Origin of the sequence: Methanomassiliicoccus luminyensis B10 (genome assembly GCF_000308215.1) — an archaeon.
GTDB lineage: Archaea > Thermoplasmatota > Thermoplasmata > Methanomassiliicoccales > Methanomassiliicoccaceae > Methanomassiliicoccus > Methanomassiliicoccus luminyensis.
Genome location: NZ_CAJE01000009.1, coordinates 1 through 26,514 on the forward strand (window position 1 = coordinate 1; position 26,514 = coordinate 26,514).

The 26,514-nt window shown below is 61.4% G+C and carries 24 protein-coding genes and 1 tRNA gene; 14 read left to right on the forward strand and 11 right to left on the reverse strand.

The genetic code is table 11. From position 1 onward, the window contains the following. From WYS_RS02325 to WYS_RS02340, 4 genes are all read right to left on the reverse strand, one after another. The coding region (locus WYS_RS02325; protein ID WP_019176544.1) for an ROK family protein at nucleotides 1-399 on the reverse strand (399 nt) is incomplete at its 3' end. Between the two features lie 136 nt (nucleotides 400-535). Beyond that, on the reverse strand, nucleotides 536-1,234 hold the full coding sequence (locus tag WYS_RS02330; RefSeq protein WP_019176545.1) for a hypothetical protein: 699 nt from the start codon (nucleotides 1,232-1,234) through the stop codon (nucleotides 536-538). A 122-nt stretch (nucleotides 1,235-1,356) separates the two neighbouring features. After that, a tRNA-Pro gene (locus tag WYS_RS02335) sits at nucleotides 1,357-1,434 on the reverse strand. A gap of 432 nt (nucleotides 1,435-1,866) precedes the next feature. After that, nucleotides 1,867-2,814: an RNA-guided endonuclease TnpB family protein gene (locus WYS_RS02340; protein WP_162137682.1), complete on the reverse strand. Its 948-nt coding sequence runs from the start codon at nucleotides 2,812-2,814 to the stop codon at nucleotides 1,867-1,869. Between the two features lie 317 nt (nucleotides 2,815-3,131). Between WYS_RS02340 and WYS_RS02345 the strand changes: the two genes are divergently transcribed. Genes WYS_RS02345 through WYS_RS02360 form a run of 4 tightly spaced genes read left to right on the forward strand, consistent with a single transcriptional unit; the run spans nucleotide 3,132 to nucleotide 6,466 of the window. Next, entirely contained in the window at nucleotides 3,132-3,815 is a 684-nt protein-coding gene (locus tag WYS_RS02345) for a helix-turn-helix domain-containing protein (RefSeq protein WP_019176547.1), read from the forward strand. 13 nt (nucleotides 3,816-3,828) lie between these two features. Beyond that, a complete protein-coding gene (locus tag WYS_RS02350) occupies nucleotides 3,829-4,887 on the forward strand; it encodes a hydroxymethylglutaryl-CoA synthase (protein WP_019176548.1) in 1,059 nt (352 codons plus the stop codon). Beyond that, entirely contained in the window at nucleotides 4,884-6,053 is a 1,170-nt protein-coding gene (locus WYS_RS02355; protein ID WP_019176549.1) for a thiolase domain-containing protein, read from the forward strand. Before WYS_RS02350 ends, WYS_RS02355 begins: the two co-directional genes overlap by 4 nt. Then, nucleotides 6,053-6,466: a Zn-ribbon domain-containing OB-fold protein gene (locus WYS_RS02360; protein WP_019176550.1), complete on the forward strand. Its 414-nt coding sequence runs from the start codon at nucleotides 6,053-6,055 to the stop codon at nucleotides 6,464-6,466. The genes WYS_RS02355 and WYS_RS02360 overlap by 1 nt, the downstream gene beginning before the upstream one ends. A 53-nt stretch (nucleotides 6,467-6,519) precedes the next feature. Here WYS_RS02360 and WYS_RS14055 read toward each other — a convergent pair whose 3' ends face one another. From WYS_RS14055 to cgi121, 3 genes are all read right to left on the reverse strand, one after another. Continuing rightward, nucleotides 6,520-10,767, reverse strand: coding sequence for a hypothetical protein (locus tag WYS_RS14055; RefSeq protein ID WP_019176551.1), 4,248 nt, complete (start codon nucleotides 10,765-10,767; stop codon nucleotides 6,520-6,522). Nucleotides 10,768-11,028: 261 nt separating this feature from the next. Then, nucleotides 11,029-11,307: a hypothetical protein gene (locus WYS_RS16685; protein ID WP_449288757.1), complete on the reverse strand. Its 279-nt coding sequence runs from the start codon at nucleotides 11,305-11,307 to the stop codon at nucleotides 11,029-11,031. 66 nt (nucleotides 11,308-11,373) lie between these two features. After that, nucleotides 11,374-11,862 (reverse strand): KEOPS complex subunit Cgi121, encoded by a 489-nt coding sequence (gene cgi121, locus WYS_RS02375; RefSeq protein ID WP_019176553.1) that lies wholly within the window; start codon nucleotides 11,860-11,862, stop codon nucleotides 11,374-11,376. 170 nt (nucleotides 11,863-12,032) lie between these two features. On the opposite strand from cgi121, the gene WYS_RS02380 reads away from it, so the two are divergent. Continuing rightward, nucleotides 12,033-12,968 carry a homoserine kinase gene (locus WYS_RS02380; protein ID WP_019176554.1) on the forward strand — a complete coding sequence of 312 codons (936 nt, stop codon included), beginning with the start codon at nucleotides 12,033-12,035 and terminating at the stop codon, nucleotides 12,966-12,968. Between the two features lies 1 nt (nucleotide 12,969). Continuing rightward, the gene (thrC, locus tag WYS_RS02385) at nucleotides 12,970-14,181 is read left to right on the forward strand and encodes a threonine synthase (RefSeq protein ID WP_049796224.1); all 1,212 of its coding nucleotides are present in this window, start codon (nucleotides 12,970-12,972) and stop codon (nucleotides 14,179-14,181) included. A gap of 29 nt (nucleotides 14,182-14,210) precedes the next feature. Here the strand turns inward: thrC and WYS_RS02390 are convergent, their stop codons facing one another. Both WYS_RS02390 and WYS_RS02395 read right to left on the reverse strand, forming a co-directional pair. Continuing rightward, nucleotides 14,211-14,804: a hypothetical protein gene (locus WYS_RS02390; RefSeq protein ID WP_019176556.1), complete on the reverse strand. Its 594-nt coding sequence runs from the start codon at nucleotides 14,802-14,804 to the stop codon at nucleotides 14,211-14,213. A 72-nt stretch (nucleotides 14,805-14,876) separates the two neighbouring features. Beyond that, complete coding sequence (locus tag WYS_RS02395) at nucleotides 14,877-17,111, reverse strand: DEAD/DEAH box helicase (protein ID WP_019176557.1); 2,235 nt, start codon at nucleotides 17,109-17,111, stop codon at nucleotides 14,877-14,879. Between the two features lie 324 nt (nucleotides 17,112-17,435). On the opposite strand from WYS_RS02395, the gene lonB reads away from it, so the two are divergent. The 7 genes from lonB to WYS_RS02430 all read left to right on the forward strand — a co-directional run bounded on the left by lonB (nucleotide 17,436) and on the right by WYS_RS02430 (nucleotide 23,870). Continuing rightward, nucleotides 17,436-19,415, forward strand: a complete 1,980-nt coding sequence (lonB, locus tag WYS_RS02400; protein ID WP_019176558.1) for an ATP-dependent protease LonB — start codon at nucleotides 17,436-17,438, stop codon at nucleotides 19,413-19,415. Nucleotides 19,416-19,496: 81 nt separating this feature from the next. Further along, nucleotides 19,497-20,036 carry a nicotinamide-nucleotide adenylyltransferase gene (locus WYS_RS02405; protein WP_019176559.1) on the forward strand — a complete coding sequence of 180 codons (540 nt, stop codon included), beginning with the start codon at nucleotides 19,497-19,499 and terminating at the stop codon, nucleotides 20,034-20,036. After that, a complete protein-coding gene (locus tag WYS_RS02410; protein ID WP_019176560.1) occupies nucleotides 20,033-20,536 on the forward strand; it encodes a CinA family protein in 504 nt (167 codons plus the stop codon). The genes WYS_RS02405 and WYS_RS02410 overlap by 4 nt, the downstream gene beginning before the upstream one ends. Nucleotides 20,537-20,697: 161 nt before the next feature. Then, nucleotides 20,698-21,054, forward strand: coding sequence for a hypothetical protein (locus WYS_RS02415; protein WP_019176561.1), 357 nt, complete (start codon nucleotides 20,698-20,700; stop codon nucleotides 21,052-21,054). A 127-nt stretch (nucleotides 21,055-21,181) separates the two neighbouring features. Beyond that, on the forward strand, nucleotides 21,182-22,228 hold the full coding sequence (locus WYS_RS02420) for a hypothetical protein (protein WP_147654499.1): 1,047 nt from the start codon (nucleotides 21,182-21,184) through the stop codon (nucleotides 22,226-22,228). Between the two features lie 105 nt (nucleotides 22,229-22,333). Further along, on the forward strand, nucleotides 22,334-23,170 hold the full coding sequence (locus WYS_RS02425) for an RAD55 family ATPase (RefSeq protein ID WP_026068726.1): 837 nt from the start codon (nucleotides 22,334-22,336) through the stop codon (nucleotides 23,168-23,170). 4 nt (nucleotides 23,171-23,174) lie between these two features. Then, a complete protein-coding gene (locus WYS_RS02430) occupies nucleotides 23,175-23,870 on the forward strand; it encodes a KaiC domain-containing protein (protein WP_019176564.1) in 696 nt (231 codons plus the stop codon). Nucleotides 23,871-24,008: 138 nt separating this feature from the next. On the opposite strand, the gene WYS_RS15880 is transcribed toward WYS_RS02430, so the two are convergent. Together WYS_RS15880 and WYS_RS02440 are read right to left on the reverse strand one after the other, a co-directional pair. Then, nucleotides 24,009-24,770 carry a hypothetical protein gene (locus tag WYS_RS15880; protein ID WP_026068727.1) on the reverse strand — a complete coding sequence of 254 codons (762 nt, stop codon included), beginning with the start codon at nucleotides 24,768-24,770 and terminating at the stop codon, nucleotides 24,009-24,011. Further along, nucleotides 24,757-25,758 (reverse strand): hypothetical protein, encoded by a 1,002-nt coding sequence (locus WYS_RS02440; RefSeq protein ID WP_019176566.1) that lies wholly within the window; start codon nucleotides 25,756-25,758, stop codon nucleotides 24,757-24,759. Before WYS_RS02440 ends, WYS_RS15880 begins: the two co-directional genes overlap by 14 nt. 285 nt (nucleotides 25,759-26,043) lie before the next feature. Between WYS_RS02440 and WYS_RS02445 the strand changes: the two genes are divergently transcribed. After that, nucleotides 26,044-26,514: alcohol dehydrogenase catalytic domain-containing protein (locus tag WYS_RS02445; protein ID WP_026068728.1), on the forward strand; the 471-nt coding region annotated here is incomplete at its 3' end.

Genomic DNA, 26,514 nt, shown 5'->3' on the forward strand with positions numbered 1-26,514 from the left:
GCCGGTGAAGACGCACACCATGTCTCGGGCCCCTTTGCCAGCCCCGTACCGCCACTCCCCCAGGGTGGCCATCTGGACATCGTTGTGCAGGACCACCGGCCGGGAGGCCATGGCGGACAGCCTGTCCCGGAACGGCTCATCGTCCCACCACAGGTTAGGGCCGCGGCGCACCACCCCGATGGCGGCGTCGCACTGGCCGGCGATGCCCGCTCCGATGCCGGAGATATCCTCACCGGAAGCGAGCTCGCGCACCATGGCGGAGGCCTGGGCCAGTATCCTTTGAGGTGTTCTGGCGGGGTCGGTGGCGGTCCGGGAGCGGCGGATGACGCGCCCGTCCCCGCCGAGCAGGACCCCTCTGATGTTCGTGTAGCCGATGTCCAAGCCCACCGCGGTGCTCAAGCTATTAGTTCCCCCAGTGCCCGCGATGTAGGGGCAGGCGAGGTGAAAAAGCATTCGCCCCGCGGGGCGCAGCTATGAAATCGAGAATAAGGTGGGACCGGCGGGGCCGCCCCCGCCGCGGTCCGCTGGAAATGTTTTACCTTCGCCCGACGCCCGAGGAGTACGTGGACGTCCCGTACCCGCCCCGATAGCCCGGTATGAACCACGATTTGACGTGGGAAGTGGTCAGGTACCAGATTATGGCGGCAGGTATTATTATGGAGAGCACCAGGCTTCCCAGCGACCCCAGGCCGAAGGTGCCGGACGCTATTTGGCCCACCATGCCGATCAGCGACATGATGATGCCGATGGCCAGCAGAGCGATCGCCAGAACCCTGGCCCAGTTGCTTCCCTTGATGAAGCCCCAGGCCACCGCAAAGGCCAGTAGCGCCACGATCACCAGGAACACGCCGGTGATGGTGAAGAACGTCGGGGCGAGGTCCAGGAACCACTGGGGAACGCTCTCCATGATCTCCGTCGGAAGGTTCTGGCTCAGCGCACCGGACAGTGCGAAGGAACCGGCCGCAGAGAGCAGCATGAAGATGCCCGCTATGGCCGCGAGGACCGCCAGTACGGTGATCCCGAGGGGCCTCCTCCGGGCCGGCGCGGGCGCGTACACCTCAGTGCGTGGAGCAGGGGGCGGCGGAGCGGTGTAGTACTCCGGCGCGTGCGTCACCTGCACGTCCGTTTGCGTATCGGAAGAAGGCTCTGCGGTCGTGTCCCGGGTTATCTCCCGGGCCGTCTCGCGGGCCTTTTCCGCTGAATAGTCGGTCTGATACGGTCTTTCGTCAGACATGTGTTGAATGTGTGAACTCCAAATATTAATAGACCGACGGAAAAATAGGGAACGGAGCGGGGAAAGAGCGAGCTCGGAACGATTGCTATAGTGCAACCCTAATACATGAAACATGGAAGAACTGGTGGGGCCGTCCAGATTTGAACTGGAGTCACGTAGTCCCGAACCACATAGGATCGACCAAGCTACCCCACGGCCCCGTCGGGTAGGTTTGGCTAATATGGAAGCGATTTAAATATCTTTTGTTATCCAGGTGTCTGCTGTCAATTTGAGACCGCCGGATCTCGTTTCTGGCGCGATACCGCTCAGTTCCAGCTATCCTATGGCCGGAATGCGCGAGTGCTAACTGCCTAGGTAATCAACCGCACACGGACCAATATTCTCACAATGGGGCCGTGAAGGGCTAACTATCATTGGCAATCGGCCGCCAAGGACCAACTGCTCTGAGCTTGCAACTGGCTCGGCACAATCTGGCGGGCTCCCGAAGAACCCCCGTCATCGCCCGTCGCATACGGCTGGTTGGCAGACAGCCTACCCGCCTCAGATCTACCAAGGCGGGCTAGATTCCTAGAGGCGTTCAGATCAGCATTGAGGATGAAGCCACATTTCACACAGTGGAACTCGCTCCCCTTTCAGCTAGCCTTATCAATCCACCCACACCTCGAACACCATTGGGAGGTGCATGTGGCATCAACCAGGATCACCTGTTTCCCGAGAGCCTCCGCTTTATAACGTATGTCCCACTCGAGCTGATAGTATGCCCAACCGCTCATTTTCCTTCTCATTCCCTTATTGAGCCATCTATTGGTGTTGATATACTTCAAATCCTCTAGGGCGAACACCGAAAAGTCTGTGTTCACTATGGTTTTCGAGATCCGGTGGTTCTCGCAAGCCATGAACCGTCTCTCTCGCCCAGCCTGCTGCCTTAGTCTCCGTTTTGCCGAGCGAGTGCCTTTGGCCTGCAACTCCGCTTTGTTCTTAGCGTACCTCCCCCTTACTCCATTGACCCTGGCCGAATCGAAGAACATATTGTTCGAACAAACAGCCAGATTGTTCAGTCCACGATCTATTCCTAGGACCTCACCAGGCTGAGTTTCAGGGGCGTTCTTCTTCTCAACGATTACTCCTAGATAGAAGGTCCTGGCCTCTTTATCGTATGTCAGTATTGAGGCCTTGATGGTCCAGTCAGAATATGATCTAGACCAATCGGATTGAACGAAGGTTGCACGCACTCTTCCGTCTACTGACGATATGCTAACCTTCCCCGATTCGAACCAGACGCGGGCCTCCTTCCAGGGGTATCTGACCGCCGCATGTTTTCGCCTTTGGGGCTCTTTCATAATCCTACAGCCCCTGAGCGCCTCACATGCAGCGTACATAGCACTCTGTATCATCGACGCGCCCATGGTCGGTACGTCCTCTCGCAGCGAATGGTAAATCGCTCCATGCATGGCGAACTTGTTCTTCACTTTGTTTTGATATCCCCACTTCGCCGCGCGGTCGAACGCGTCGGTGTAGGCCTCCATGGTCCTGAGCAAGGATATCTTCTGTCCCTCGTCCAGGTTCAGTTTGACCTTCACCGTTCGCATCATGCATGCGGAATTCAATTTTGAATATAAACGTTCGATGGGTGGGGTCTCCGAACATCAACTCCTAACAAACCGGCCGATAGATCGCTGCCTGGAATGCTGGATCTTATTAAATCACGCGTTTTATCTGTACTTGGAATCGAAAGTGCCCTACCCCGGGGGCGCGAACCTCCCTCTTCCTTTTCGGTGGTTCAAACCCACTCGCTTCCCCGGGCGTCCAGAGCGGCGCGGTCAATGGTCTTGTTAAATAAATTGTCGATGTGACACTTCGACAAATTTAAATACGCAACGGCATGTTCCCAGCCGCAATGAGGGAACAGCTGCGCGAGAAGATCGCTGGCGAGATAACCCTCTCTACTGACGCCGGGAAGACCATCCGGAAGTGGAGGGAGGAGTTCAACGTCTCCCAACAGGAGCTGGCCAAGTGCCTGGACATTTCCCCGTCGGTCATAAGCGACTACGAGTCGGGGAGGCGCAAGTCCCCCGGCATCGCCATCATCCGCCGCATGGTGGACGGCCTGATCGAGCTTGACGAGCAGTCCGGGGGCAACGTTCTGAAGAAATATGACCTCGGGGAGAAGCACGACTGCATCATCGCCATCGACGAGTTCCGGACCAGCGTGTCCGGCGAAGAGTTCTTGGAGATCATCGAAGCTGACATTCTGAACCGCGGGGTCAGCCTTGACAAGCACATCCATGGGTACACCATCATCGACTCGATAAAGGCCATCACCGCTCTGGGCTCGGCCGACTACCTCAAGATCTACGGCTGGAGCAGCGAGCGCGCGCTCATCTTCACCGGCGTGAAGTTCGGGCGGTCCCCCATGATCGCGATACGGGCCCACCCGCTCAAGCCGAGCATCGTCGGCTACCACCGCCCCGAGCACGTGGACGAGCTGGCGATACGCCTGGCGACGCTGGAGAACATTCCCTTGATAAAAGTTACCTTGCCCATTCCCACAATCACGGAACGGCTCAAGAAGCTCACTTAGGAGGACAATCGCAATGGATATCGGAATAGTAAGCTACGGGGCGTACGTGCCCCGGTTCAGAATAACCCCTCAGGAGATCGGAAGGGTGTGGGGCACGGACGGCGAGGCCATGAGCCGCAATCTGCTCATCTTCTCCAAGTCCGTCCCCTCGCCCGATGAGGACGTCGTCACCATCTCCGTGGAGGCGGCCAGGAACATGTTGCGGCGGACCGACGCGGACCCCCGGCAGATCGGGGCCATCTATGTTGGTTCGGAATCCCACCCCTATGCCGTCAAGCCCACCGGGACCATCGTCGCGGAAGCGATCGAAGCGTCGCCGAACCTGACCGTGGCGGACTACGAGTTCGCCTGCAAGGCCGGGACGGCGGCCATCCAGACCTGCATGGGTCTGGTAGGCTCGGGCATGGTCAAGTACGGCGTGGCCATCGGTGCCGATACTTCCCAAGGGGCTCCTGGCGACGCGCTGGAGTTCTCGGCGTCCGCGGGCGGCGCGGCCTATCTCATCGGTTCCGAGAAGGTCATCGCCAAGATCAACCACACCTGTTCGTTCACCACCGACACCCCGGACTTCTGGAGGCGGGAGGGCCAGTGCTACCCGTCGCACGGCGGGAGGTTCACCGGCGAGCCCGCTTACTTCAAGCATGTGCTCACCGGGGCGAAGAACCTCATGGCCCACGTGGGCTCCGAGCCCGCGGACTACGACTTCGCCATCTTCCATCAGCCCAACGGCAAGTTCCCGGTGAGGGCGGCCAAGCAGCTGGGCTTTACGGAACAGCAGATCGAGGCCGGCCTGCTGACGCCGTTCATCGGCAACACCTACTCCGGCGCGGTGCCCCTGGGGCTGGCATCCGTGCTGGATGTGGCCAAACCGGGCCAGCGCATCTTCGCCGTCGCGTACGGCTCCGGCGCCGGCTCGGACGCCTTCGACATCACCGTGACGGACGAGATATTGAACATGAACAGGGACGCCGCACCGTCGGTAAAGTCGATGGTGGAGAATAAGAAGTTCCTGGATTACGCTACTTACGCCAAATATCGCGGCAAGATCAGGATGAAGGGGGCGGCGGAATGAGAGAGGTCGCAGTGATAGGCATAGGGGACACCAAGTTCGGGGAGCTGTGGGACCTCTCCTTCAGGGAGATGGGCATCCAGGCCGGGCTGGCGGCGGTATACGACGCCAACTTGCAGGCCGAGGAGATCGACGCCATGTACGTCGGCAACATGTCCGCGGGCAAGTTCATCGAGCAGGAGCACATCGGCGCGCTGATCGCCGACTACTCCGGCATGGCCAGGGATCACATCCCTGCCACCAGGGTGGAGGCGGCCGGCGCGTCAGGCGGCCTTGCCTTCGCCCAAGGCTACATGGCGGTGGCCTCCGGCATCCACGACATCGTGGTGGTGGGCGGCGCCGAGAAGATGACCGACGTCGGGGACGTGCTGTCCCAGGAGATCCAGTCCACCGCCTCCGACGCCCAGTGGGAGTCGTCGTTCGGCGCCACCTTCCCGGCGTTGCACGCGCTCATCGCCAGGAGGCACATGCATGAGTATGGGACCACCAGGGTGCAGCTCGCCTCGGTGGCGGTTAAGAACCACAAGCACGGGGCTTTGAACCCCAAGGCCCAGTTCCAGAAGGAGATCAAGCTGGAGGCCGTGCTGAAGTCCGCACCGGTGGCCGACCCGCTGGGCATGTTCGACTGCGCCCCCGTTTCCGACGGCGCGGCGGCGGTGGTGCTGTGCGCCATGGAGCGCGCCAGGAAGTACACCGATACCCCGGTGAAGGTGCTCTCCTCCGGCCAGGCGTCCGACACTCTCGCCCTCGCTCACCGCGACAGCATAACCCGGTTCGAGGCCACCACCGTGGCGGCCAGGCGCGCGTTCGAGCAGGCCAGGCTGGCCCCTAAGGACGTTCAGCTGGCGGAGGTGCATGACAACTTCACCATCTCTGAAATCCTGGCCATTGAGGATCTCGGGTTCTTCCCCAAGGGAAAGGGGGGCGAGGCCACCGAGCAGGGGCAGACCGCTCTCGGCGCCAAGCTGGCGGTGAACACCTCCGGCGGCCTGAAGGCTCGCGGCGACCCCATCGGGGCCACGGGCATAGCCCAGATCGTCGAGCTGGTCACTCAGCTCCGCGGGCAGGCCGGGAAGAGGCAGGTCAGCAACGCCGAGGTCGGGCTGGCCCAGAACGTCGGAGGGACCGGAGCTACGGCCGTGGTCAACCTTTTGGGGAGGGTGAACTGATGACCGTGGCCAGATACTGGAGGGAGAACGCTTCCAGGTACAACCTCATCGGCTCCAAGTGCGGCAACTGCGGGAAGGTGTACTTCCCCCCGAGGTCGGTATGCCCCATCTGCCACCGGAAGAGCATCGGCAAGATGGAGCCGTTCAAGCTCAAGGGCGACGGGGAGATACTGTCATACTCGATAGTGTACGACGCGCCATCGCAGTTCGACATCCAGAAGCCCTACGTGATCGCCATGGTCCAGATGGACGAGGGCGTAAGGATCACCGGGCAGATAATCGACGTCGACCCCGCGGAAGTGCAGATCGGCATGAAAGTCCGCACCACCATGAGAAAGATCGGTGAGGAGGGCGGCGCCGGCATCATTCACTATGGCTACAAGTTCGTGCCGGTGCCGAAGCCAGCGCCGTAAACTCTTTCCGGCAAACCATTTCCGGGGCCTCCCGGCCCTTTATTCTCCATTCATTAGCAGGCCAGCGAGGCCCTGGCGATCTTCTGCGCCGAGGACATCAGGCCGCGGTAGCTGATCTCGAAGGGGTCGCCGGAAGCGTCGACGGTCCCTTCCACGGTCTCGCCCGGGCGCAGCCTGTCCGGCAGGGCCAGACCAGTGCCGCTCCTTCCCATGGAGAGGTCCAGGGCGATGCCGCCACCCACGTTCCGCGCCGTGATCCTCATCTTCCCGCCATCGCCCTCGGGCACCGCTTCCAGCGAGATCACGGGCAGGTACACCGCGAGCTTCTCCTCCAGGCCCTTGGCGGCCTCGGTGATGCGGCGGGCGGCCCCCGGAAGATCGCCTTCCAGCCTGGTGGCCTCGCGGTGCAGCTCCACTGCCTTGGACACGTCGATGTCCAGCGGCCAGGCGGCCCTCAGGGCGTCGTACAGCCTCGCCGTGGCCTCGCGGTACGCGGCCTCGTCGTCCTCCGACGCTCCCAGGGACATGCGCACGGCCCTCTGGAGCGCCAGCGCTCTCTCGTAGTCCTCCTCGGACAGCGCCTTCTGCGCTTCGATCATGAGCGCCTCGCTCAGGGCGGCGGGCCGGTTCGATGTCCTGGTCCTCTCGATCTTTTCGCGCAGCGATGATTCGATCGATGCCATGCGGTCGAACGCCGCCTTCCTCAGCACGGTGATGTCCCTGCCAAGGTGGATGGAGCCATCGCGGAGTTCGCTCATCCTCATGTCCAGGAGCGCCTGTGTCCTCTCGGGCAGCGAGCTCATGTTCACTCCCAGGGAGCGCAGCGCGCCGGTGAGCCTCACCACCTCGGCGACGTCCGCGCGGAGGGTAGCCTCCTTGTGCCTGGCGATCTCGGTGCTCGCCCTCATCAGGGAGCGTTCCATATCGGCGTAGCGGCCTCTGGACAGCTCTTCCTCGGCGCGGTCGAGCAGTGCGCTGACCTCGTCGCTGGGGAACCTCCGGCTTTCTTCCTCTATCGCCCTCCTGGCGTCGGCGAGCCTGGCCGCCGAGCGGTCGTTGAGCGCCTGTGCCGATGACCTCGCCGCGGCGCGCTGGCGGAGCAGCGCCTGGCATTCATTGAACGCACCGTCGTCGAAGGCCTTCTGTGCCTTGGTCCGCGCTTCCTCGGCCATCTCCATCAGGGGCCATCCTTGTCGGGCGGGATCTTCCCTTTCTGCCAGGGCGGAGGCGCACTCGTCCCTGAGCGCCTTGGTCCTGCTGAGCTGTCGCCGGTAGGACCTCAGCAGCTCCCCGGCCTCGGCATAGCGGTGCCGTTCCGCTCTCTCCTTGACGGACCTGCGCGCCTCTTTCTCGATGGCCTCCAGGTCCCTGCCCTTCAGCTTGCCGGCGCCCAGCTCCTCTTCCATCGAGGCCACCAGGCGGCCGGCCACAGCATCCTGGGCGATCTTTCTGGCCGCCTTCAAGGCCCCGTGGGCCTGCTCCACGGCCCGGTCCCGCTCTCCCTTTTCCAGTACGGCGAGGGCCTGGGAAACGATGCCACGTTCCCTGGAAATGTCGATGCCGAGGGCAGCGATTTCCCCGAGCTCGCTGGCAATCCCCTCTACTTCATCGCGGGCGCCCCGTTCGGCGTGGAGCATCTGATTCGCTTCGGCCCTTACCGAGCGCAGCGTGTGTGCGGCGTCGGAATACTGTTTCGCCGCCAGCAGCTTCTCCGCTTCCGCGATTATGTCCGACGATCCAGGCAGATCAGGGCAGTGCTTCCTGCCGCCGACCAGCAGGTTCCTGGTCCGTTCGATCTCCGCACCGATCGCGGGGGCCAGGCGCTCGATGGCCTTGTGGTGCGCGCCTTTGGCCGCGGCCAGGGCGGCGGCGTAGTCGCTGCGGGACAGGTGCTCCGCGGCGAGCCGGACCTCCGCTTCGATGTCCGCGGACCGGGCAGATACCTGGTTCAGGACCTCCAGGGCCTCCTTGGCTTCCTCCAGCTTCGGAGCCGCCAGCACCGGCGCGCCGGTCTTCTCTAGCTCCTGGTAGCACCTCTTGGCGGACATCCTCGCGCCGTCATACTTCCCGGACTCGAACAGGTCCCGGGCCTCCTTGAGCAGGGCGGGGACCCCGTATTTGCCGGAAGCGGGGCGGGCATCATCGACGTGGGAGGTTATCAGGGCGATGAGATCGCCGACCTCCTTGTAGATGGCGACGGTCTTCTGCAGCTCCTTCTGGCCGCTCGCATAGCACTTGAAGCATCTCTCCAGGTCGTCGGCGTCCAGCGCCTCCGAGGCCTCCTTGGCGAGGCTTCCCGCGCCGGTCATCACAATGCCGCTCTTGCGCTGGGCATCGATCTCCTCGGCCAGCTCCGGAACGGAGCGGGCCAGCCGGTCCCTGACCATTGACTGGAGGCTCTGGGACCGCTCCCCCAGGGCGCACAGGTCTTCCGCTCCGCAGGGGCCGCTCTCCATCGCGGCCATTTCATGGTCCGGGGCGATTGGGCACCCCAGCTGCCGCCCCATCTCCGATAGCGCTTTGGCCTTGGCCGCCTGTCCCTCCCAGGCCTGGCGGCGCAGCCGCATTGCCGCCAGCTGCACGTCCGCGGCGGCCAGGTGCGCGGCCTTCCAGTCCCCCATGTCCAGGAGGCGCCTCGCCTCGATCGCCCCCTCCACGGGGAGGGCCAGGTCGATCCCGGGTATCGCGGCCACGGCGCTCTCGGCCTCCTCGACCGATGCCGAGGCCCTTTCCCTGCCTTTGGCCTGGATGCGGCGGTCCATCTTGGACAGCCTTATCAGGGCGTCGTCGGACCCGCTCTCCCGGAGCGCGCCCGTGATCTCGTCCAGCTCCGCGGACTCCTGCGACATCTCGGCGCCCATGCCCGCGGCCATTGCGATGTCAACTTCCATGCCCAGGATGGACCCGGCGCAGTGGCGAAGGACCTTCCGGGACAGCAGCTCCTGCGCTTCCCGGAGCTGGCGGGTGGCGCCCTTCAGGTCGCCCTTCAGGGCGGTCCGTCTCGACTCGGCCACGGCCTCGCCCGCCTCCCTGAGACCCACGCGGAACATCATGGCCCGGCGGAACATCATGGCGGTCCTCTGGAGCTCGCTCTCCAGCTCCCGATGGCCTTTGAGGATCTCATCGAGGTGGTCGGCAACTTCCCCCACCAGCTCGACGGCCCGGGGGGCCTGACCGTTCTGGACCGCCTGCTTCGCTTCCTCCAGCTTGCCCAGTGGTCCGGACAGGTCGCTGCCGACCCTCCTGGCCATCACCAGCCCGGGCCGGAGCGTCTCCATCTCGGACAGGACGACCCCCATCTCGCTGTCGCGGAGCGCTTTGTCGGAGCGGCGCAGCCACTCCAAGGAGCCTGCCGCGTTGCCCGCGCCCACCGCCTCGGAGACCTTCTCCGCGGCGGCCAGGTGCTCCTCCGAGCGCACTCCCCTCCGCTCCAGCCAGGATGCCCTCTCCCGGTGCGCGGACATGCGCGCCCCCACCGCCGTCGCCAGGGTGGGGAACAGCTCCTTCTCCGCGGCGGTCATGTCATCCATGGCCTTCTCCACCGAACCGGCCTCCAGGTCGCCCTTGGCCTTTGCCAACCCGGCGGACACGGAGGAGATGTCGACCCCCGCGGTGGCGGCGTCGTCCATCACCGCCCTGATCTTGGAGGAGCGCTCCTCGACGGCCGCGGAGAACGCGCTCATCAGCTCCTCGCGCCCGGCCTTGAGACGGGCCAGCGCGGCGGCTCGGTCCCCCCGCTTGTGCAACGCCTCGACCTCGGCCAGCGACCTTCTCTTCTCGGCCACCGGTATGCCTTTCGCTTCCGCAAGGTCCACCAGAGCGCGCAGGCCGGCGACCATCTCGGTGATGCAGGAGCCCAGGTACCGTTCGGCGTGCTCCCTGGATGCCCTCGCTGCCGCCAGGGCCTCCTCGGCCTTGCCCTGCTCCAGCAGGGCGCGGGCATTAGCCACGGTGGCCTTTACCTCTTTCACCCGGTCATCGCCGGGGACCAGGGACAGAACGGCCTCGGACGAGCTGAGGACGGAGGCGACGGCGGCGCGCCGGGCCTCGGGGATCTTTTCATGGACCAGCTTGGCTGCGGCCAGGGCGGCGGAGTAGTCGCGCTTGGCGAACGCGGCGTTGGCCTCTGCCATAATAGTGTCCACCTCAGAAAGGTCCACGTCGGGGACCTTGGCCTTGGAGAGGGCCTCCGCTGCCTTGGCCAGGGTCTCCTCCGCGGCCTTGCGGTTCTTGGTGGCCTCCTTGGCCTTCTGCTCAAGCTGCTTGGTAAGTTGCAGCTGTTTGAGATAGTCGTTGCTCAATTGAAGACCTCTCTCCCCGCCTGCTGGGTCCTCTGGGACGCCCGGAAATAACTAAGGGGTGCCTTAAACCCTTGGTCATTTTTATGGGAAAATCATAATGAGTATCTCCAGAAACCCCGCCTTTTCTAATATGGAATCACATGTAGCCAGAAGTACTATTCGTGAACCTGGTGGTGAGCAAACCGTATGACGTTTTCGTGTTCGAGGATCTGAAGGGCATTCGTGACCAGAAGGGGGGCAGAGAGTTCAACCGCAAGCTGGTCAAATCATGAACTCCTCTTCTTCGTTCAGCACAAGGCGGAGGCTCTGGGAAAACGAGTAGAGATCATCGATCCTAAGTACACCTCCTAAACATGATACAAGTGCGGTCACGTATCCCGAAACAACAGAACAGGAAGGCAGTTCACTTGCGTCCAGCGTGAACCCGCACTGGACGCAGATCTGAACGCCAGCAGGAACATCGCCGCCTTCTCTGCACGGGAAGGCGGCAGGATCCGCGTCAGCGAGCCGAATGCAGCGGGCGATGAGGTTGAATGTCATTGGACAATTGAGGCCAAGCTCAGTGCAAGCTCACGAATGAATCCGTGAGTGGCTGACATCAACCCCTTATTTTAGGATCCCGACGAACGCGACGCGCTCGAGAACGAGATCCTCCACCATGTCCGGGGGGACCGCCTTTATCTCGTCTGGAGCGATGCCAAAGCGCACCGCCTTCTCTGCTGACGGTTCCAGGACATCATCGTCCCGTGCGAAGCGGCACGATGCGAGGAGCGAGCTCACGTCGTCCACGTCGAAGAGGACCAGCGCCACGCGCTCGTCCCCCACCTTCACGCCCATCTTCTTGACGGCCTTGGATATTTGCCGTTCTCCGGACGCGTACAGCATCGTTTCCACGGGGACCGACGAGCACACGTTGTCCCCGCGTTCGAACGCTCTGCTGGCATGCATCACCGCGGACCGCAGATGGTCCTTCCCGCACACCATGTCCGCGTTGAGGGCCAGCCCCTCTCCCTTCTCCAGGCCCTGCAGCCGTTTGACCAGCGCCTCCGCGTCCTCGACCTGTCCCCTGACGCCCAAAATGACGACCTTGGCCATGCTGGGTAGGAATCAGTGCGGGGTCATATGTTATTTTCGGCCTGGAGTAGCCTTTTGCGAAGGGGGCGGGAGGCCGCTGCGCCGCTCCGATGGATAAGTCAGAAACATTTATCAACGGGCGGGGCGTTGGCGCGACCGGCTAATCCAGCAAGGCTTGCGGAAGGATTCAAATGGCAGCGGACAAGGCGGTGGTGATCTCCCCGGCGACCCTATCCAACCTGGGCTCGGGGTTCGATGTGTTCGGTCTCGCTCTGAGGGAGCCGTTCGACGTCATCGAGGCGAGGCGCATCCCCGAGCGCGAGGTCATCATCGAGAGGATCGATGGAAGGAACGCCTCCACCATCACCACCGACCCGATGCACAACTCCGCGGGCATCGCCGCGCGGGCCGTACTGGACAGGTCGAAGGCCGATTTCGGGGTCACGTTGACGATCAAGAAAGGCATCCGCCCCTGCTCCGGCATCGGATCGTCCGGCGCCTCCGCGGCGGGCGGGGCCTGCGCGGCCAACGCCCTCCTCGAGGTTCCGCTGAGCCCGGAGGAGGCGGTGTACTGCGCTGCCAGGGCGGAAGGCCACCTGTCCGGAAGCTACCATGCTGACAACGTGGGGCCGGCAGTGATGGGCGGGTTCACCATCATCAAGTCGTACGAGCCGTTCGAGATCCTGAGGATGGAGCCGCCCAAGGACCTCGGGGTGGTGGTCACCATGCCTGACTTCCTCGTCAGCACCGGCGAGGCCCGAAAGGTATTGCCGAAGCAGGTGGACCTCAAGAACATGGTGTACGAGGTCGGGAACGCCTCGGCCCTGGTGCTGGGAATGTGCCGCGGGGACATAGATCTCATAGGACGCAGCATGAGGGACGTGGTGATCGAGCCGGCCCGCGCTCCGCTCAACCCCCGCCTGAGGGAGGCGGAGGCCGCGGCCACCAAGGCCGGCGCCGCGGGGGCTTTCCTGGGCGGTTCAGGGCCATGCGTCATCGCGGTGTACGACATGGCGAAGAACGACGGCAAAGGCATAGCCGAGGCCGTCCGTGACATTTACGTTAACGATGGCATCAAGTGCGACACCTGGGTGACCACCTGGGGCCAGGGATGCAGGAGGGAGTGAGATGCACACTGTGAAGTGCTTTGAGTGCGGAGCGGACGTCGAGGACGAGTTCGCGGACGCCTGTCCCCGCTGCGGCGGGATATTGACGATCGAGATGGACCTGGACGCGGCTTCCGGCATGAGGCCCGCGGACCTCCGGAAGAAGCCCATCGGGGTGTGGAGGTACGCGCCGTTCCTGCCGGTGGACGAGAGGAACGCCATCTCCCTGCTGGAGGGCGGCACGCCCCTCTATCACTGCAAGGCCCTGGGCAAGAAGGCCGGGGTCAAAAGCCTGCACGTCAAGTATGAAGGCGCCAACCCCACCGGCTCCTTTAAGGACCGCGGCATGACCGTGGGGGTGTCCCGCGCCCTGGAGCTGGGGTGCAAGACCGTCGGGTGCGCCTCCACCGGCAACACCTCCGCCTCGCTGGCCGCCTACGCGGCCAAGGGCGACCTGAAGTGCGTGGTCCTGCTCCCCAACGGCAAGGTGGCCGCGGGGAAGCTGGCCCAGGCCATGTTCTACGGGGCCAAGGTGGTGATGGTGGACGGCAACTTCGATGACGCGCTGAACGTGGTGAAGACGCTCTCCCGGGAGGGTGAGCTGTACCTGCTCAACAGCATCAACCCCTACCGCCCGGAGGGGCAGAAGACCGTGGCCTTCGAGATCGTGGACCAGCTGGACTTCGACGTTCCGGACCGCGTCATACTGCCGGTCGGCAACGCCGCCAACATCTGGGCGGTGTACAAGGCCTTCAAGGAGTGGAAGGCCCTGGGCTGGGTGGACAAGGTGCCCAAGCTCACCGGGATACAGGCGGCCGGCTCCGCGCCCATCGTCAGGGCGTTCCAGGCCGGGAAGAGGGACTTCGTCCCCGAGGAGCACCCGGAGACGGTGGCCACTGCCATACGCATCGGCAACCCCGCCAGCGGGAAGAAGGCCCTTCAGGCCATCTACGATACCAATGGCTATGCTGAGAGCGTCACTGACGAGGAGATCGTGGCGGCGCAGAAGCTGCTGGGGAGGACCGAGGGCGTGGGCGTCGAACCGGCGTCCGCGGCGTCGGTGGCAGGGCTGCTCAAGCTCGTTGACACGGGCGTGATCTCCAAGGATGAGCGGGTGGTGTGCATCTGCACCGGCAACGTGCTCAAGGACCCTGACACGGTCATGAGGTCGTGCGAGGAGATCCTGAAGGCCAAGCCGACCGCCGAGGATGTGAAGAGGGTCATCGCCAAGTGATCCTGGCCGTGGCGCCTCGCCGACCCGGCTCAGGTCGTTCCCTGCGGGCGTATCTCAAGCTCGGTGCCCTTCAGCGCCAGCAGGGCCAAGTTTTCCCCGATCAGGGGGAAGCGGGCGAACAACAAGGTATCCACCGGGCCCCACAGCGCGACCCATCCCACGATGAAGGCACCCTCGCTGATGACCGTGCTCATCCACGTGGGGACCTCTGATACGGCCTCGCTTCCCAGCAGGACCCCCAGGAGTATGCATGCGCTCAGGAACACCAGTGAATAGGGGATCTGACGGAGCCCGTTGCGGCGCAGGGCGGCCATGCGGAAGCGGTTGTCCATGATCGCGGTGTCGGCGTACCTCTCCACAGCCGCCTGACACCTTTCAGCCAATCCTGGAGTGATCTTGTCAGGGGGCATCAACAGTACCAGCCGATGCCTTTTCTTGAGGAGCCTCTTCTCGTGTTGATAATGGTCGAGGACCCTCTCCAGCACGGACTGGCCCATGTAGACATGGGGCTGGTCCGAGAGGATGTCCCGAGGAGCGGCGGTCAGCAGTTGGGCAATGTCATCGATTCTCACAGTGAAGGTCTCTACGTCCCCCTCCACCCTCGGCCCGTACTCTCCCTTCATCGTCCCTGGATTCCTATATGATATGAAAATATGTGCTGTTCACTCCCCACGCACTCCTTCTGGGGATAGTGCTCAGAAGTCCAGCAGGCTCCTCTGCCCGCGGTCCTTGTGCTCTTCCTTTTTCATCTCTTCCTTGGCTTCCTTGACCGCCTCGGCCTGCTCGGCGCTCTTCTCGGGAAGCTTGGCCATCTTGGGGGCGCCGACCTGGTCCTTCAGCGCCTTGGCGAGATGGTCGCCGATCTTGGGCATGCGGGCCAGCTTGATGATGTCCACGTTCCTGATGTCCTCGGCGTTCCTGACGCCGTGGTTGTACATGGAGCGCGCGCGAGCCCTGCCGACCCCCTTCAGGCGGACCAGGTCCAGGAGGTCCGGCCTGACCCCGTACTTGATGCGGATCATGAGCTCGGTCAGCTTGGGGTAGGCGTCCTTGTTGAAGATGTTGGCCAGCTCGCGCATGGAGTAGATAAGCCATTCCCCTGCCTCCACCTTGCTGCGGAGGTCCCCCGGCCCCATGCCGTACTTGTGCAGGAGCTCGTCCTCCTCCATCTCTTGGACCCAGTCATCCAGGCAGCAGGCGGTCTTCAGCTCGGACAGGTAGAACTCGTACTGGTCGAGGTCCTCGGGGGGCTTGAGCAGCAGGTCCTCCTCCCTCGTCATCATGACCTGCTCGACCCACTCGTAGTCCGCTCTCTTCAGATACATGGTCATGATGTCCGGCGTGGAGCACACGGCATGCAGGAGGCCGAAGTAGGAGCTGTCGGGCTTGAACTCCTTGAGGGCGTCGCGCAGCTTCACGGCGGTGAGGGGGTCGATGTAAAGATCGGACACCCTTCGCCCGAAGAACGTTGGCTTCAGGCGGTCGCGGTCCGTCCAGACCATCTCCTCGTTCTCCAGGAACTCCAGCACGTTGTCCGCCGCCTCCTCCAGACCGGTCATGGTGGTCTGGTGGGCGAAGAAGGTGGAGTTGAGGAAGTCCATGAGGGAGTCGCGCGAGGTCGCCGTGCCGGTGGCCACGAGGGCGAGGACATGGGAGCGCAATACCGGCTCGCTGCCCAGCTTGGAGTAGATATCCTCCGAGTCGTTCAGGAGATAGTTCTCCATGAGGAAGTGCATGTCCTCCTCATCCTTGGCCAGGAGGATCGCTTCACCGTATGGGTCGTACTTGGGCCGGCCGGCCCGGCCGCACATCTGTTTGATCTCCAGGACCGGGATGGCGACATTGCCTCCGTCCTCGTACCTGTACACGTCCCTGATGATGACCCTCCGCGCCGGGAGATTGATCCCCGCCGCCAATGTGGGAGTGGCCACGATGCACTTGATCTTCCCCTTCTTGAAGTTCGACTCCACGAACCTCCGCTGCTCATTGGTGAGGCCGGCGTGATGGAACGCCACCCCCTGCTTGACGCAACCCCGGAGTCTCTTGCCCACCGTGGTCGGCTCTCCCTGGTCTTCAGCCAGGTCCTCGTCCACGTCGAACTTCTGCTCCGGCACCAGCTCCTTCATCCACGGGGCGAACTTCGAGGCCAGCCCTTCGGCCGACTTACGGGTGTTGACGAACACCAGGCATTGTCCGCCCTCCACCACGGAGTCGGAGACCAGGGACCACACTGGGTCCTTTCTCATCGGGACCTTGCGCTTGGTGTTGTTGGTGAAGTGGACCACCCCGTCGGTGTACACCCCTTCCTTCAGCGGGGTAGGCCTCCAGGTCGAGGCGATGTTCTCCGCCTGGAGCCAATCGGCCACCTCCTTGGAGTTCTTGATGGTGGCCGACAGGGCGATGACCTGGAGGCTGGGATTGAACCGGCGGAACTTGGCCAGAGTGATCTCCAGGGTCGGTCCCCGGCCGGGGTCATGGATGAGGTGCACCTCGTCGGCAACGACCAGGGAGATATGCTGAAGCCAGTTGCCCTGGTGCCTCAGCAGCGAATCGGCCTTCTCCGACGTCGCCACGATGATGTCGAACTTGTCCAGCTGGGGGTCGGGGGAGTCCAGGTCGCCGGACGACACGCCCACCTTCACGCCGAGCTTCTCGAACCGCTTCAGGTCATCGTACTTTTCCGCCGCCAGCGCCCTCAGGGGAACGATGTACAGCACCTTGCCGCCGAGCTCCAGGACATGCTTGAGCGCGGCGAGGTAGGCCACCAGGCTCTTGCCCGAGGCGGTGGGGATGGCCAGCATGAGATTGCGGCCGTCGAGCGCGAGCGGCACGGCCTTGGCCTGGGGCGGGTGCAGCTCCACGATGCCCTCCTCCTTGAGCACCTCGGCCACTCCCTTCGGCAGTTCAAGCTCGTCCACCCTCAATTCCATCGCCCTTGCATGGCGTCCAATGCCCTCGTCGGTAATGAGGATTGCCCTCGGTGGACCGACGCCCGTACGGACGTTCGGCCCCGGGCCGCAATAGCCTTCATTATATTGTTATCCCATACGATAATACTCATTTCGGAGAATGAAAAACTGCGGGGCGAGCGGTCCGTTCGTCCCAAAATATTAGAAAACTGCCGCTCATGCCGCTCTCTCGTCATTTAACATTTGGGACCTATTATTCTATGCTGGCTCTGCCAGATAGTATATAAGTATGGGGTAACGCTTATCTAGTGGTAGGCTTATGAGTTGAGTTGGAGCAGGTGCAATATGAGCAACGACGAGTCGCAAGCCGTGGCTCGGTGCCTTGATGTTGACGAGTGGATCGAGGCCCAAGGCTTCGAGACCACGGCGGACATCAAGATCCCGGAGAAGCTCGCTGATCAGGTCATCGGTCAGGATGCTGCTGTGGAGGTCATTAGGAAGGCCGCCGAACAGAAGCGCCACGTGATGCTGATCGGAGAGCCCGGGACCGGTAAGTCCATGCTCGCCAAGTCCATGACCGAGTACCTGCCCAAAGGCGAACTACAGGACATAATCGCGTACCATAACCCGGACGATCCCAACGAACCGAAGATCAGGATCGTGCCTGCGGGGAAGGGCAAGGAGATCGTGGCGGCCCAGAAGAAGGAGGCCATGCAGCGCAAGCAGCAGAAGGCCTCCATGGTGACCGCGATAATCTTCATGGTGCTCATCCTGACGATCGCGCTGTACGTCACCGTCCAACCGCCAGACACCAACATCATTCTGATAGGCATTCTGGCCGTTGCGATCCTGTTCTTCGCCATGAGGTACTCGGGCAACCGCCAAGAGAACTACATGGTGCCCAAGCTGCTGGTCGGTCACGAGGATGGCGACATGCCGCCCTTCACGGACGCGACCGGAGCGCACGCTGGTGCACTTCTGGGGGACGTCAAGCACGACCCGTTCCAGAGCGGCGGACTGGAGACCCCGGCCCACGAGAGGCTGGAGGTAGGGGCCATTCACAAGGCCTCCAAGGGCGTGCTGTTCATCGATGAGATCAATATGCTGAGGACCGAGAGCCAGCAGAGCCTGCTGACCGCGCTGCAGGAGGGAAAGTTCCCTATCACCGGTCAGAGCGAGCGCTCCTCTGGCGCCATGGTCAAGTCCGAACCGGTCCCGTGCGAGTTCATCCTGGTGTGCGCCGGCAACCTCGACGCCATCCAGGGAATGCACCCCGCGCTGCGCTCCCGCATCAGGGGGTACGGCTACGAGGTGTTCATGCGCTCCACCATGCCGGACACGCCGGAGAACAGGACCAAGCTGATCCGCTTCGTGGCCCAGGAAGTTTCCAGGGACAAGAAGATCCCCCACTTCGACCGCAAGGCCGTTGGGGAGATAATCAAGGAAGCGCAGAGGAGGGCCGGCCGCCACGGCCACCTGACCCTGCGTCTCCGTGAGCTTGGCGGCCTGGTCCGCGTGGCCGGCGACGTCGCCAGGGAGCAGCAGAAGCCCCTGGTCACCAGCGAGATGGTGGTGCAGGCCAAGAGGATCGCGCGCAGCCTGGAGCAGCAGATTGCTGACCGCTACCTTGAATCGAGGAAGGAGTACCGGACCTTCGTCACCGAAGGCGAGTCCGTGGGTGTCGTGAACGGCCTGGCCGCTCTCAACACTGAAAGCTCCATGTCCGAGTATTCCGGCGTAGTGCTCCCGATCGTCGCTGAGGTCACTCCCGCCCAGACCAGGTCCGGAGGGCGCATCATCGCCACCGGCAAGCTGGGCGAGATAGCCAAAGAGGCGGTGCAGAACGTGTCCGCCCTGGTCAAGAAGTACACTGGGGAGGACATCGCCAACCACGATGTCCACGTGCAGTTCGTCGGAACGTACGAGGGCGTGGAGGGCGACTCCGCATCCATCAGCGTCGCGACCGCGGTCATATCCGCGTTCGAGGACGTGCCGGTGGACCAGACCATCGCCATGACCGGCTCCCTGTCCGTCCGCGGGCAGGTGCTGCCGGTAGGCGGCGTCACCGCCAAGATCGAGGCCGCGGCTGAGGCCGGCCTGAAGAAGGTGCTCATCCCCCAGGCCAACATGAGGGATGTCGTCCTGGAGGACCGCTACATCAGCATGATAGAGGTCGTTCCGGTCGAGACCCTCGGAGAGGTCCTGGAGAAGGCGCTGATCGGCGGGCCCAACAAGGACAGCCTGCTTCGCAAGCTGTCCGACCTGGTGGAGAAGGGCACCGTGTCCGCCATCCGCCCGCCCGCCGCACGCCCAGCACCTCAGTAAACACTTTCCCTTTCCTCTTCTTTTCCGCATTTTTTCATATATCCCCTGTCTTATAGTCTCCACACCATCGAGGGAGAATGAATGAGGGCTAAGGAGACCAGCGCGCTTTTGATCGGGCGGTTCCAACCGTTCCACAAGGGCCACCTTGAAGTGGTGAGGCTCATCGCCAAGGAATGCGACCGCATGATCGTAGGGATCGGCAGCGCGCAGCTATCGCACACTTTCGACAATCCCTTCACCGCCGGGGAGCGCCACCTCATGATGTCCCGGGCCCTGCACGACGAGGGGCTGGACAACTTCTTCCTCGTGCCCATCGTCGACATCAACCGGTACGCGGTTTGGGTCGCCCACGTCGCCTCTCTGGTGCCGCCGTTCCAGGCCGTATACACCACCAACCCGCTGACCCGCCGGCTGTTCGAGGAGGCGGGATACGAGGTCCGGGCGGCGCCGATGTTCGACCGGCACATCTACTCCGGCACCAAGATCCGCACCCGCATGGTGCAGGGAGAGGAGTGGGAGTCCCTGGTGCCGAAGGGGGTGGCGGAGACCATTCGCGAGGTCAAGGGCGATGAGCGGTTAAGGGAGATCATGAAGGACCACTCCCCGGAGGTCACGATTTGAGCGAGGAAGGGTGGCCCGAGGACTACGATTTCAAGCTGGAGTTCAGGGTCAGAGGGGCGCTGATCAATAAGCATCTGACCATTGCGCTGGCCGAGTCATGCACCGGAGGCCTCCTCGCCTCCATGCTCACCGATCTGCCAGGGGCCTCAGAGTACTTCCTGGCGTCCTACGTCACGTATAGCAACGGCACCAAGGTCGCCGCTCTGGGGGTGCCGTGGTCGAGCATCCATAATCATGGGGCGGTCAGCGAGGAGGTGGCCAGGGGGATGGCCACCGGCGCGAGGAAGGCCGCGGGGGCCGACATCGGGGTCGGCATCACCGGCATAGCGGGGCCCGGAGGAGGGTCCGAGGAGAAGCCGGTCGGCCTGGTGTACATCGCGCTGGATATGATGGGCGAGGTGTCGGTGGTCCGGGAGGTCTTCCCGGGGGACCGCATGCAGGTCAAGATAGCGGCGTCGGTGAGGGCGCTGGAGATCCTGGACCGGGCGCTAAGCGGCTGAGGCCGAGCCTCTTCAGCACGGCGGTACGCCAGGCACCCCCGCGGCCCCAGGCCGGGCCGGAGTCCAGCCTTATCATCACATTGTTCCCCGCGGACAGGGCCTGCGCTTCTTCCGACGAGGTCTCCGCCAACTAGATATGGGCCCGGGTGTGAGTATCATTCATGGCCCCCTCGACGGTGGAGAAGGTGATTATACAGAGGCTCGAGATGCTCTCCCGGAGCAATCCCGAGCTTGAGGCAGAGTGGGCCATCATCAACGATGACTGGGGGATAATATCTCTCAGCCAGGGTCCTGTCCCCATCGGCTTCGAGTACGTGGAGTCGGAGGCGAGCTGGGTGCGGCCGGAGCGGATAAAGGTCTACGAGGAGACCATGTTGATGGGGCTGTCCGTGGTGGTGATGGTCCCGGAGGAAGCGTACCTGGACGTCAAGAGGGCCGTTCAGCACATCGGACCGAAGCCGCCGGCGGTGCTGAGCTACGACAGCATCGGCATCACCCCGGTGCCCCGCCCATCGTGAGGCCCGCCATGCTGTGCCGTTCTGCGAGTGACCGGGGCCGCGGCCTCCTTTGATCGCTGAGTACATAAGTTCATATTTGTGAACTATCAGTATCTATTGCGATAATTATAGTGTCCGAGATGATTATGTGAGCAGAAGCACCAGGACTGGAATTATCGCAGCGGTCACGGCTATCGCGATCGTGATGGTCGTCGCCGTGGCGGGCGTGCTCGTGTTGAGCGGGGGATTAAGCGATTGGAACAGGAGCGGCGGCGCTCCCTCCAGCAATGTTGACGCCGCTTCGCCGTGGGGGCTCCCCAACGCTCCCTCCGGCGGAGTGAGCGGCCAAGACGGTGGAGGCGACGGCGATCAGGTCTCCGGAGAAGGTTCGAGCTCGACGGGAGGCGGTGATCAATCGAGCGGGGATGGCGAGTCAGAGTTACCGACCCCGCCTTCGGACGACGATAATCAAGGCTCCGGTTCCGGCGACTCCGGAAGCTCCTCGCCCCCGGCTGCCACGGACCACATCTTTGATGGGCCCCGGATCGACGGGTTCTACACCGGCAGGGTCCCTGTGTGGGCCGGGGATGATCCGGACCGCGGAACGAAGGTCGGCGGGAGCGACCTCCAGGCCGGCGTCAACTACGCTGTGAGGGCGGATGCGGACGTCACCGACTACGGCCTGCAATGGTACAAGGACGGAGCGACACTGGTCAACGACAACAACTATCCCACCGCGCCTACCAAGATGTGGATGGCCGTCGATACCAGCGTGGTGATGTTCCTGGAGATACACAGCGACCGGCCCATCAGCGCCCAGGACGTACTTGTCAGCGGCGTCTACGGCAAGCAGCTGGCGCTGTACGATGCCAGCTTGAACGGTCCGGGGATGCGGAGCATGGTGCAAGTGGACCCATATACTGTCAGGGTCTTCCTGGACTCCCAGCCTTTCACCGCGTCATCCTCCGCAGGCGGGTTCCAGGGCCCCATATCCCTGGCCTCCAGCAACGGTTCGATAGAGGAGTTCAATGACAAGGGGGCATTGGCCGCGTACTCGCCCATGAAGATAGTGTTCAACACTCCTGGCGATTACGTCCTGAGCTTTTACCTGGCCCAGACAGATGCGGGCAGCATCATCGGGGATCGTGTTTCCCCCACGACCGCTGTCCCGGTTACCGTGAGCGCCGTGGCATAAACCGTTTCATGGGACGGGGGCCGCGCCCCCATCTTCTTATTTTTATCCAGCCGGCCAGAAAGCTTCAAGATATCTCCGCACGATACGGCGTCGCGCGGTGATGGGATGCGAGACGTAGCTAACAGCGTGCCTTCTGGAGTGGCCGACTTCGATTCGATCATAAAGGGAGGGTTCCCTCCCGGTTCCGTGGTCCTGCTGGTGGGCGAGCCGGGCGCGGGGCAGACCGAGTTCGCCCTGACCTCGGCGGCCAAGCTGTGCATGGCCAAGGAGCGGCCGGAATCGAGACCGTTCATGCTGGGCCGGGCCAAGGACGCCAAGCTGCCCGACAAGATATGCTACATCACCTTCTCCCGCTCCAGGGACGAGGTGCTCCAGGAGATCAAGAGCGCCTTCAATGACGAGTTCTACGACGCCTTCGATCGCAACGTCCAGTTCAAGGACTTCTCCGACGCATACTTCCGCAGGACGGTGGTCCCGCGCTCCTGGGCGGGCGAGTCCAGCTCGATATTCTCTTCGGGCCCCCAGGACAATGTGCTGGAGTCCCTGGTGAACTATCTCGATGAGAACGCCCCCGGCTCGATGATCATCATCGATTCCCTCACCGATCTGGTGGTCAGCGCGAACATCGAGATCACCGACCTGGTGGCGGTGCTCCGGGGAATGCAAAGGGTCTCCAAGAAGTGGGGCGGGGTGGTGTACCTGGTCCTGACCGACAACGTCCTGGACGAGAGGAAGCAGCGCATGCTGGAGGACTCCGTGGACGGCTCCCTGTTCTTCGAATGGAGCCGCCTCGGCAACTCGTCCAAGCGGCAGAGGTACCTCTACGTGGAGAAGTTCATCTCCCTCCTCCCTCACCTGGAAAAGGAACGCATCGCGAGGTTCGCGACAGTGGTCACGGCCCAAAGCGGGCTGGTGGTCATCGATACCGAAAGGATAGGATGATACCATGGACAGGGTGAAGACCGGAATAGAGGGCCTGGATGAGATGCTTGAGGGGGGGCTCCCCAGATCGCAGGCGGTGGTGGTGATGGGGTCGTTCGGGACCGGAAAGACCACCTTCGGGCTGCAGTTCATCAACCAGGGCCTCAAGGAAGGGGAGAAAGGCATATTCATAAGCCTGGAGGAGGACCAGGAATCCATCATCGGCAACGCGCGGTCCTATGGGTGGGACCTCCGGCCCTACATTGACCAGAAGAAGCTGGCGATCGTGAAGCTGGAACCGACCGACGCCAAGACCACCATTGCCAGGGTGAAGAGCGAGCTCCCCGAGTTCATCAAGGGCTTTGGGGCCTCCCGCATAGTGCTCGATTCGGTGTCGCTGCTGAACCTTCTGTTCGATAGCGACCACGACAAGCGGTCCAACCTGTTCACCCTGATCCAGATGATAAAAAGGACCGGGGCCACCTGCCTCATGACCGCTGAGGTCGCCGACGACAATCCCAACGCCTCCCGGGACGGCCTGGTGGAGTACGCTGTGGACGGCGTCATCGCCCTGCGCTACGAGGAGCTGAAGGAGAGGTCGGAGATCCAGCTCACCGTCAGGGTGATGAAGATGCGGCGCATCCAGCATTCACGGAGGGTCAAGCCGTACGCCATCACCGGCCGGGGCATCGAGGTCCACGCCGCCGCCGAGGCGTTCTGAAAAACCCCTCTGAATCATTCATTTCTATGATCGCCCTTTCAAGCCGGTTCACCACGCCTCATCTAGATACTGTGGACCGGTCTCTGGCCAAGGGATGGACGCATCTCTCGACAGGCCATCTCAAAATTGTTGTTACTTTTATCGGAGCAGCCTCATCAAGCTTTCAACCACGTCCTTTACTTCTTGAAAAGACATCCTATCGTTCCCCATACCATTGTACATGTCAACGGCTTCTTGACTCGGAACCAATTCTAAAGCCTGGAACAAAAATGGATATGTAGAAAGCAGATTACCCAGATAGTTGATGTCTATATTCTGCCCTCCGGCGTTGGGATCCAATAATGCGATAATGTCGGCCCGGTCTTTCCTGACTTTTTCGGTTTCCCATGAGATATCTCGCGAGCTTCCGTTGGTGAGACGATAGTTTCTGTCCCAGGCTGCCTTTAGTTTGAAAAACAATAGTAAGGTCCGTTCGGGTACCGCAAAATAAAGGGCTTCTTGAATTTGCTTGTTCTGCGTTCTTCCCTCTAGCATATTAAATGTCATTGAGCATTCCTGACCCGCAAATCTATATGGTTCTTCACGCCTGCCGAAGTCAAGGACAATATCTCTTCCATAACTCGTTCTTTTTCGCACTGTTATTGACCTGTCTGGTACCCTGTCCAGGATGAATCCCCTGTTGCGTTGCAACTCTCGGGATAAGCTGCGAATTCGCCTACCCGTTGTAATAAGATCAATATCGATCGAGCCATACCATGGATTGTATACATGTACGGCCCATCCCCCAATCAACACTGTTCTATGCCTGTCTCGTTCCGAGGCCTCAATATAGCGAGCGATATGCACAAGCTCATCGAAAGAATCACGAATTATGTCTGAGGAGGCGTCATAAGCGATCATACATGTCAGCCATCGCTTTTGTCATATCACCACTTCTATGTCCTAACCCAGCCAAATCCAGCAACGTTTGGGATGGTGATGTAATCTTCAAGCCTTGTCTGACCTGCAAATTCCCGAATACATCTCTATCTGGGGAGAGGAATTGGACTGATATTGTTCCATAATTTGAATCATTATATAAATAATTTGATACTTCTCCCATCCTTTTTTCTTCGATGTATATCTGAAGTGAGTCATACCTCACCCCATAACCAGTGTACATTGTCCCTGCCAGGTAGCAAGCAATTGCATACTTGATTCTTAAATCATCAAGAATCTCCGACAGTTTCCTAGCTGCATCAAAGACGTTCCCTCCGCCCATCTTGACCTCACTCTTCACTAAACTTAAAGTGGGCCTTTCCCAAGCAACGCCGTTGAGTAGTTTTCCTACATCAGCGATCGATACCCAGCTATCATTCTTCTTTACAACGCCTTTATCCAAAAGATTATTTATTGTGGCGTAAGCCCAACCATATGATACATTTTGGTTGAGGGATAATGCCCTGATTGAAGAGGCTTTTTCCTTCAATAATGCCGTTGCTATCATCCATGATTTTTCCGAGGTGATTTTTAATTTGGATTGAGGTTGACGCCGGGGCTCGCTGCGATCGGAAAGGCCAAATGGCATATCCACAATGAGAATCCCGAGTGTGTTGGCCAATTCATACATGCTCACCATGGCCTTCCTAGTGGCCAGTACAAATCGTTTGTCAACCTTTGATGACCTCGACTCAATAATATCTTTATAAAAATTTATTTGAGCCAGGCTGTCAACGTTGGCTCTTTGCTTTTGAAGAACATAATACGTTATGCCAGTTTGTTTATCTACTATTATCAGGTCAAAATAGAAATTATCTATACTTTGGTTTTTACTTATGACGTGGTCTCCTTTTATTCCCAATTTGCTCAATAGGTAGGGGATAACAAACGAGTCCTCGCTGTTTTCCATCTATATCCGTAATTGATGATAACAATATAAACCTATCACTGATACCTATCTGCGATTGATGATATGTATATATAACTACCACTGATATCCATCTGGGTTGTTAGTATCGGGTTCTAAGCAGCGTTTTTTTATTCTGAACGGCTAGAGGTTGAACGCGCTTTTCATAAAGACTAATGACAGACATGCGTTAATCTCATTAGGCTTGGGCTTGTCCTGAATGACGGTCCAGCCACATTGCATTCCTAGCGCATTCTTTTTATCGTTCGGCCTTGAACGTGGATACTCATGATGAGGTCGACCGCTGGGGAAATCCCTAGACCAAGGTCCGCTGGCACCATGAAGGCCCTGGTGGCCTACCCGCCCAACAGGGGCTCTGTCGTCCTGGAGGAACGTCCCATACCGTCCCCGGGGCCCGGCCAGGCGCTGCTGTCGGTGGTCCGCGTCGGCATCGACGGCACTGACATGGAGATCGGAGAGGGGGTGTACGGGGCCCCGCCGGAAGGGGAGCGGGGCCTGATCATCGGCCATGAGGCGCTGGCCAGGGTGGAGGAGGTGGGCGGGGGCGTCACGAACGTCAAGGCCGGGGACCTGGTAGTGCCGACGGTGCGCCGCCCCTGCCCGGAGAACTGCATCAACTGCCGCAGCGGGGAGATGGACCGATGCCGCACCGGGCACTACCGCGAGCACGGGATCCACATGCTGCACGGCTTCGCCGCCGAGAAGGGCCTCACCGATGCCAAGTACCTGGTGAAGGCG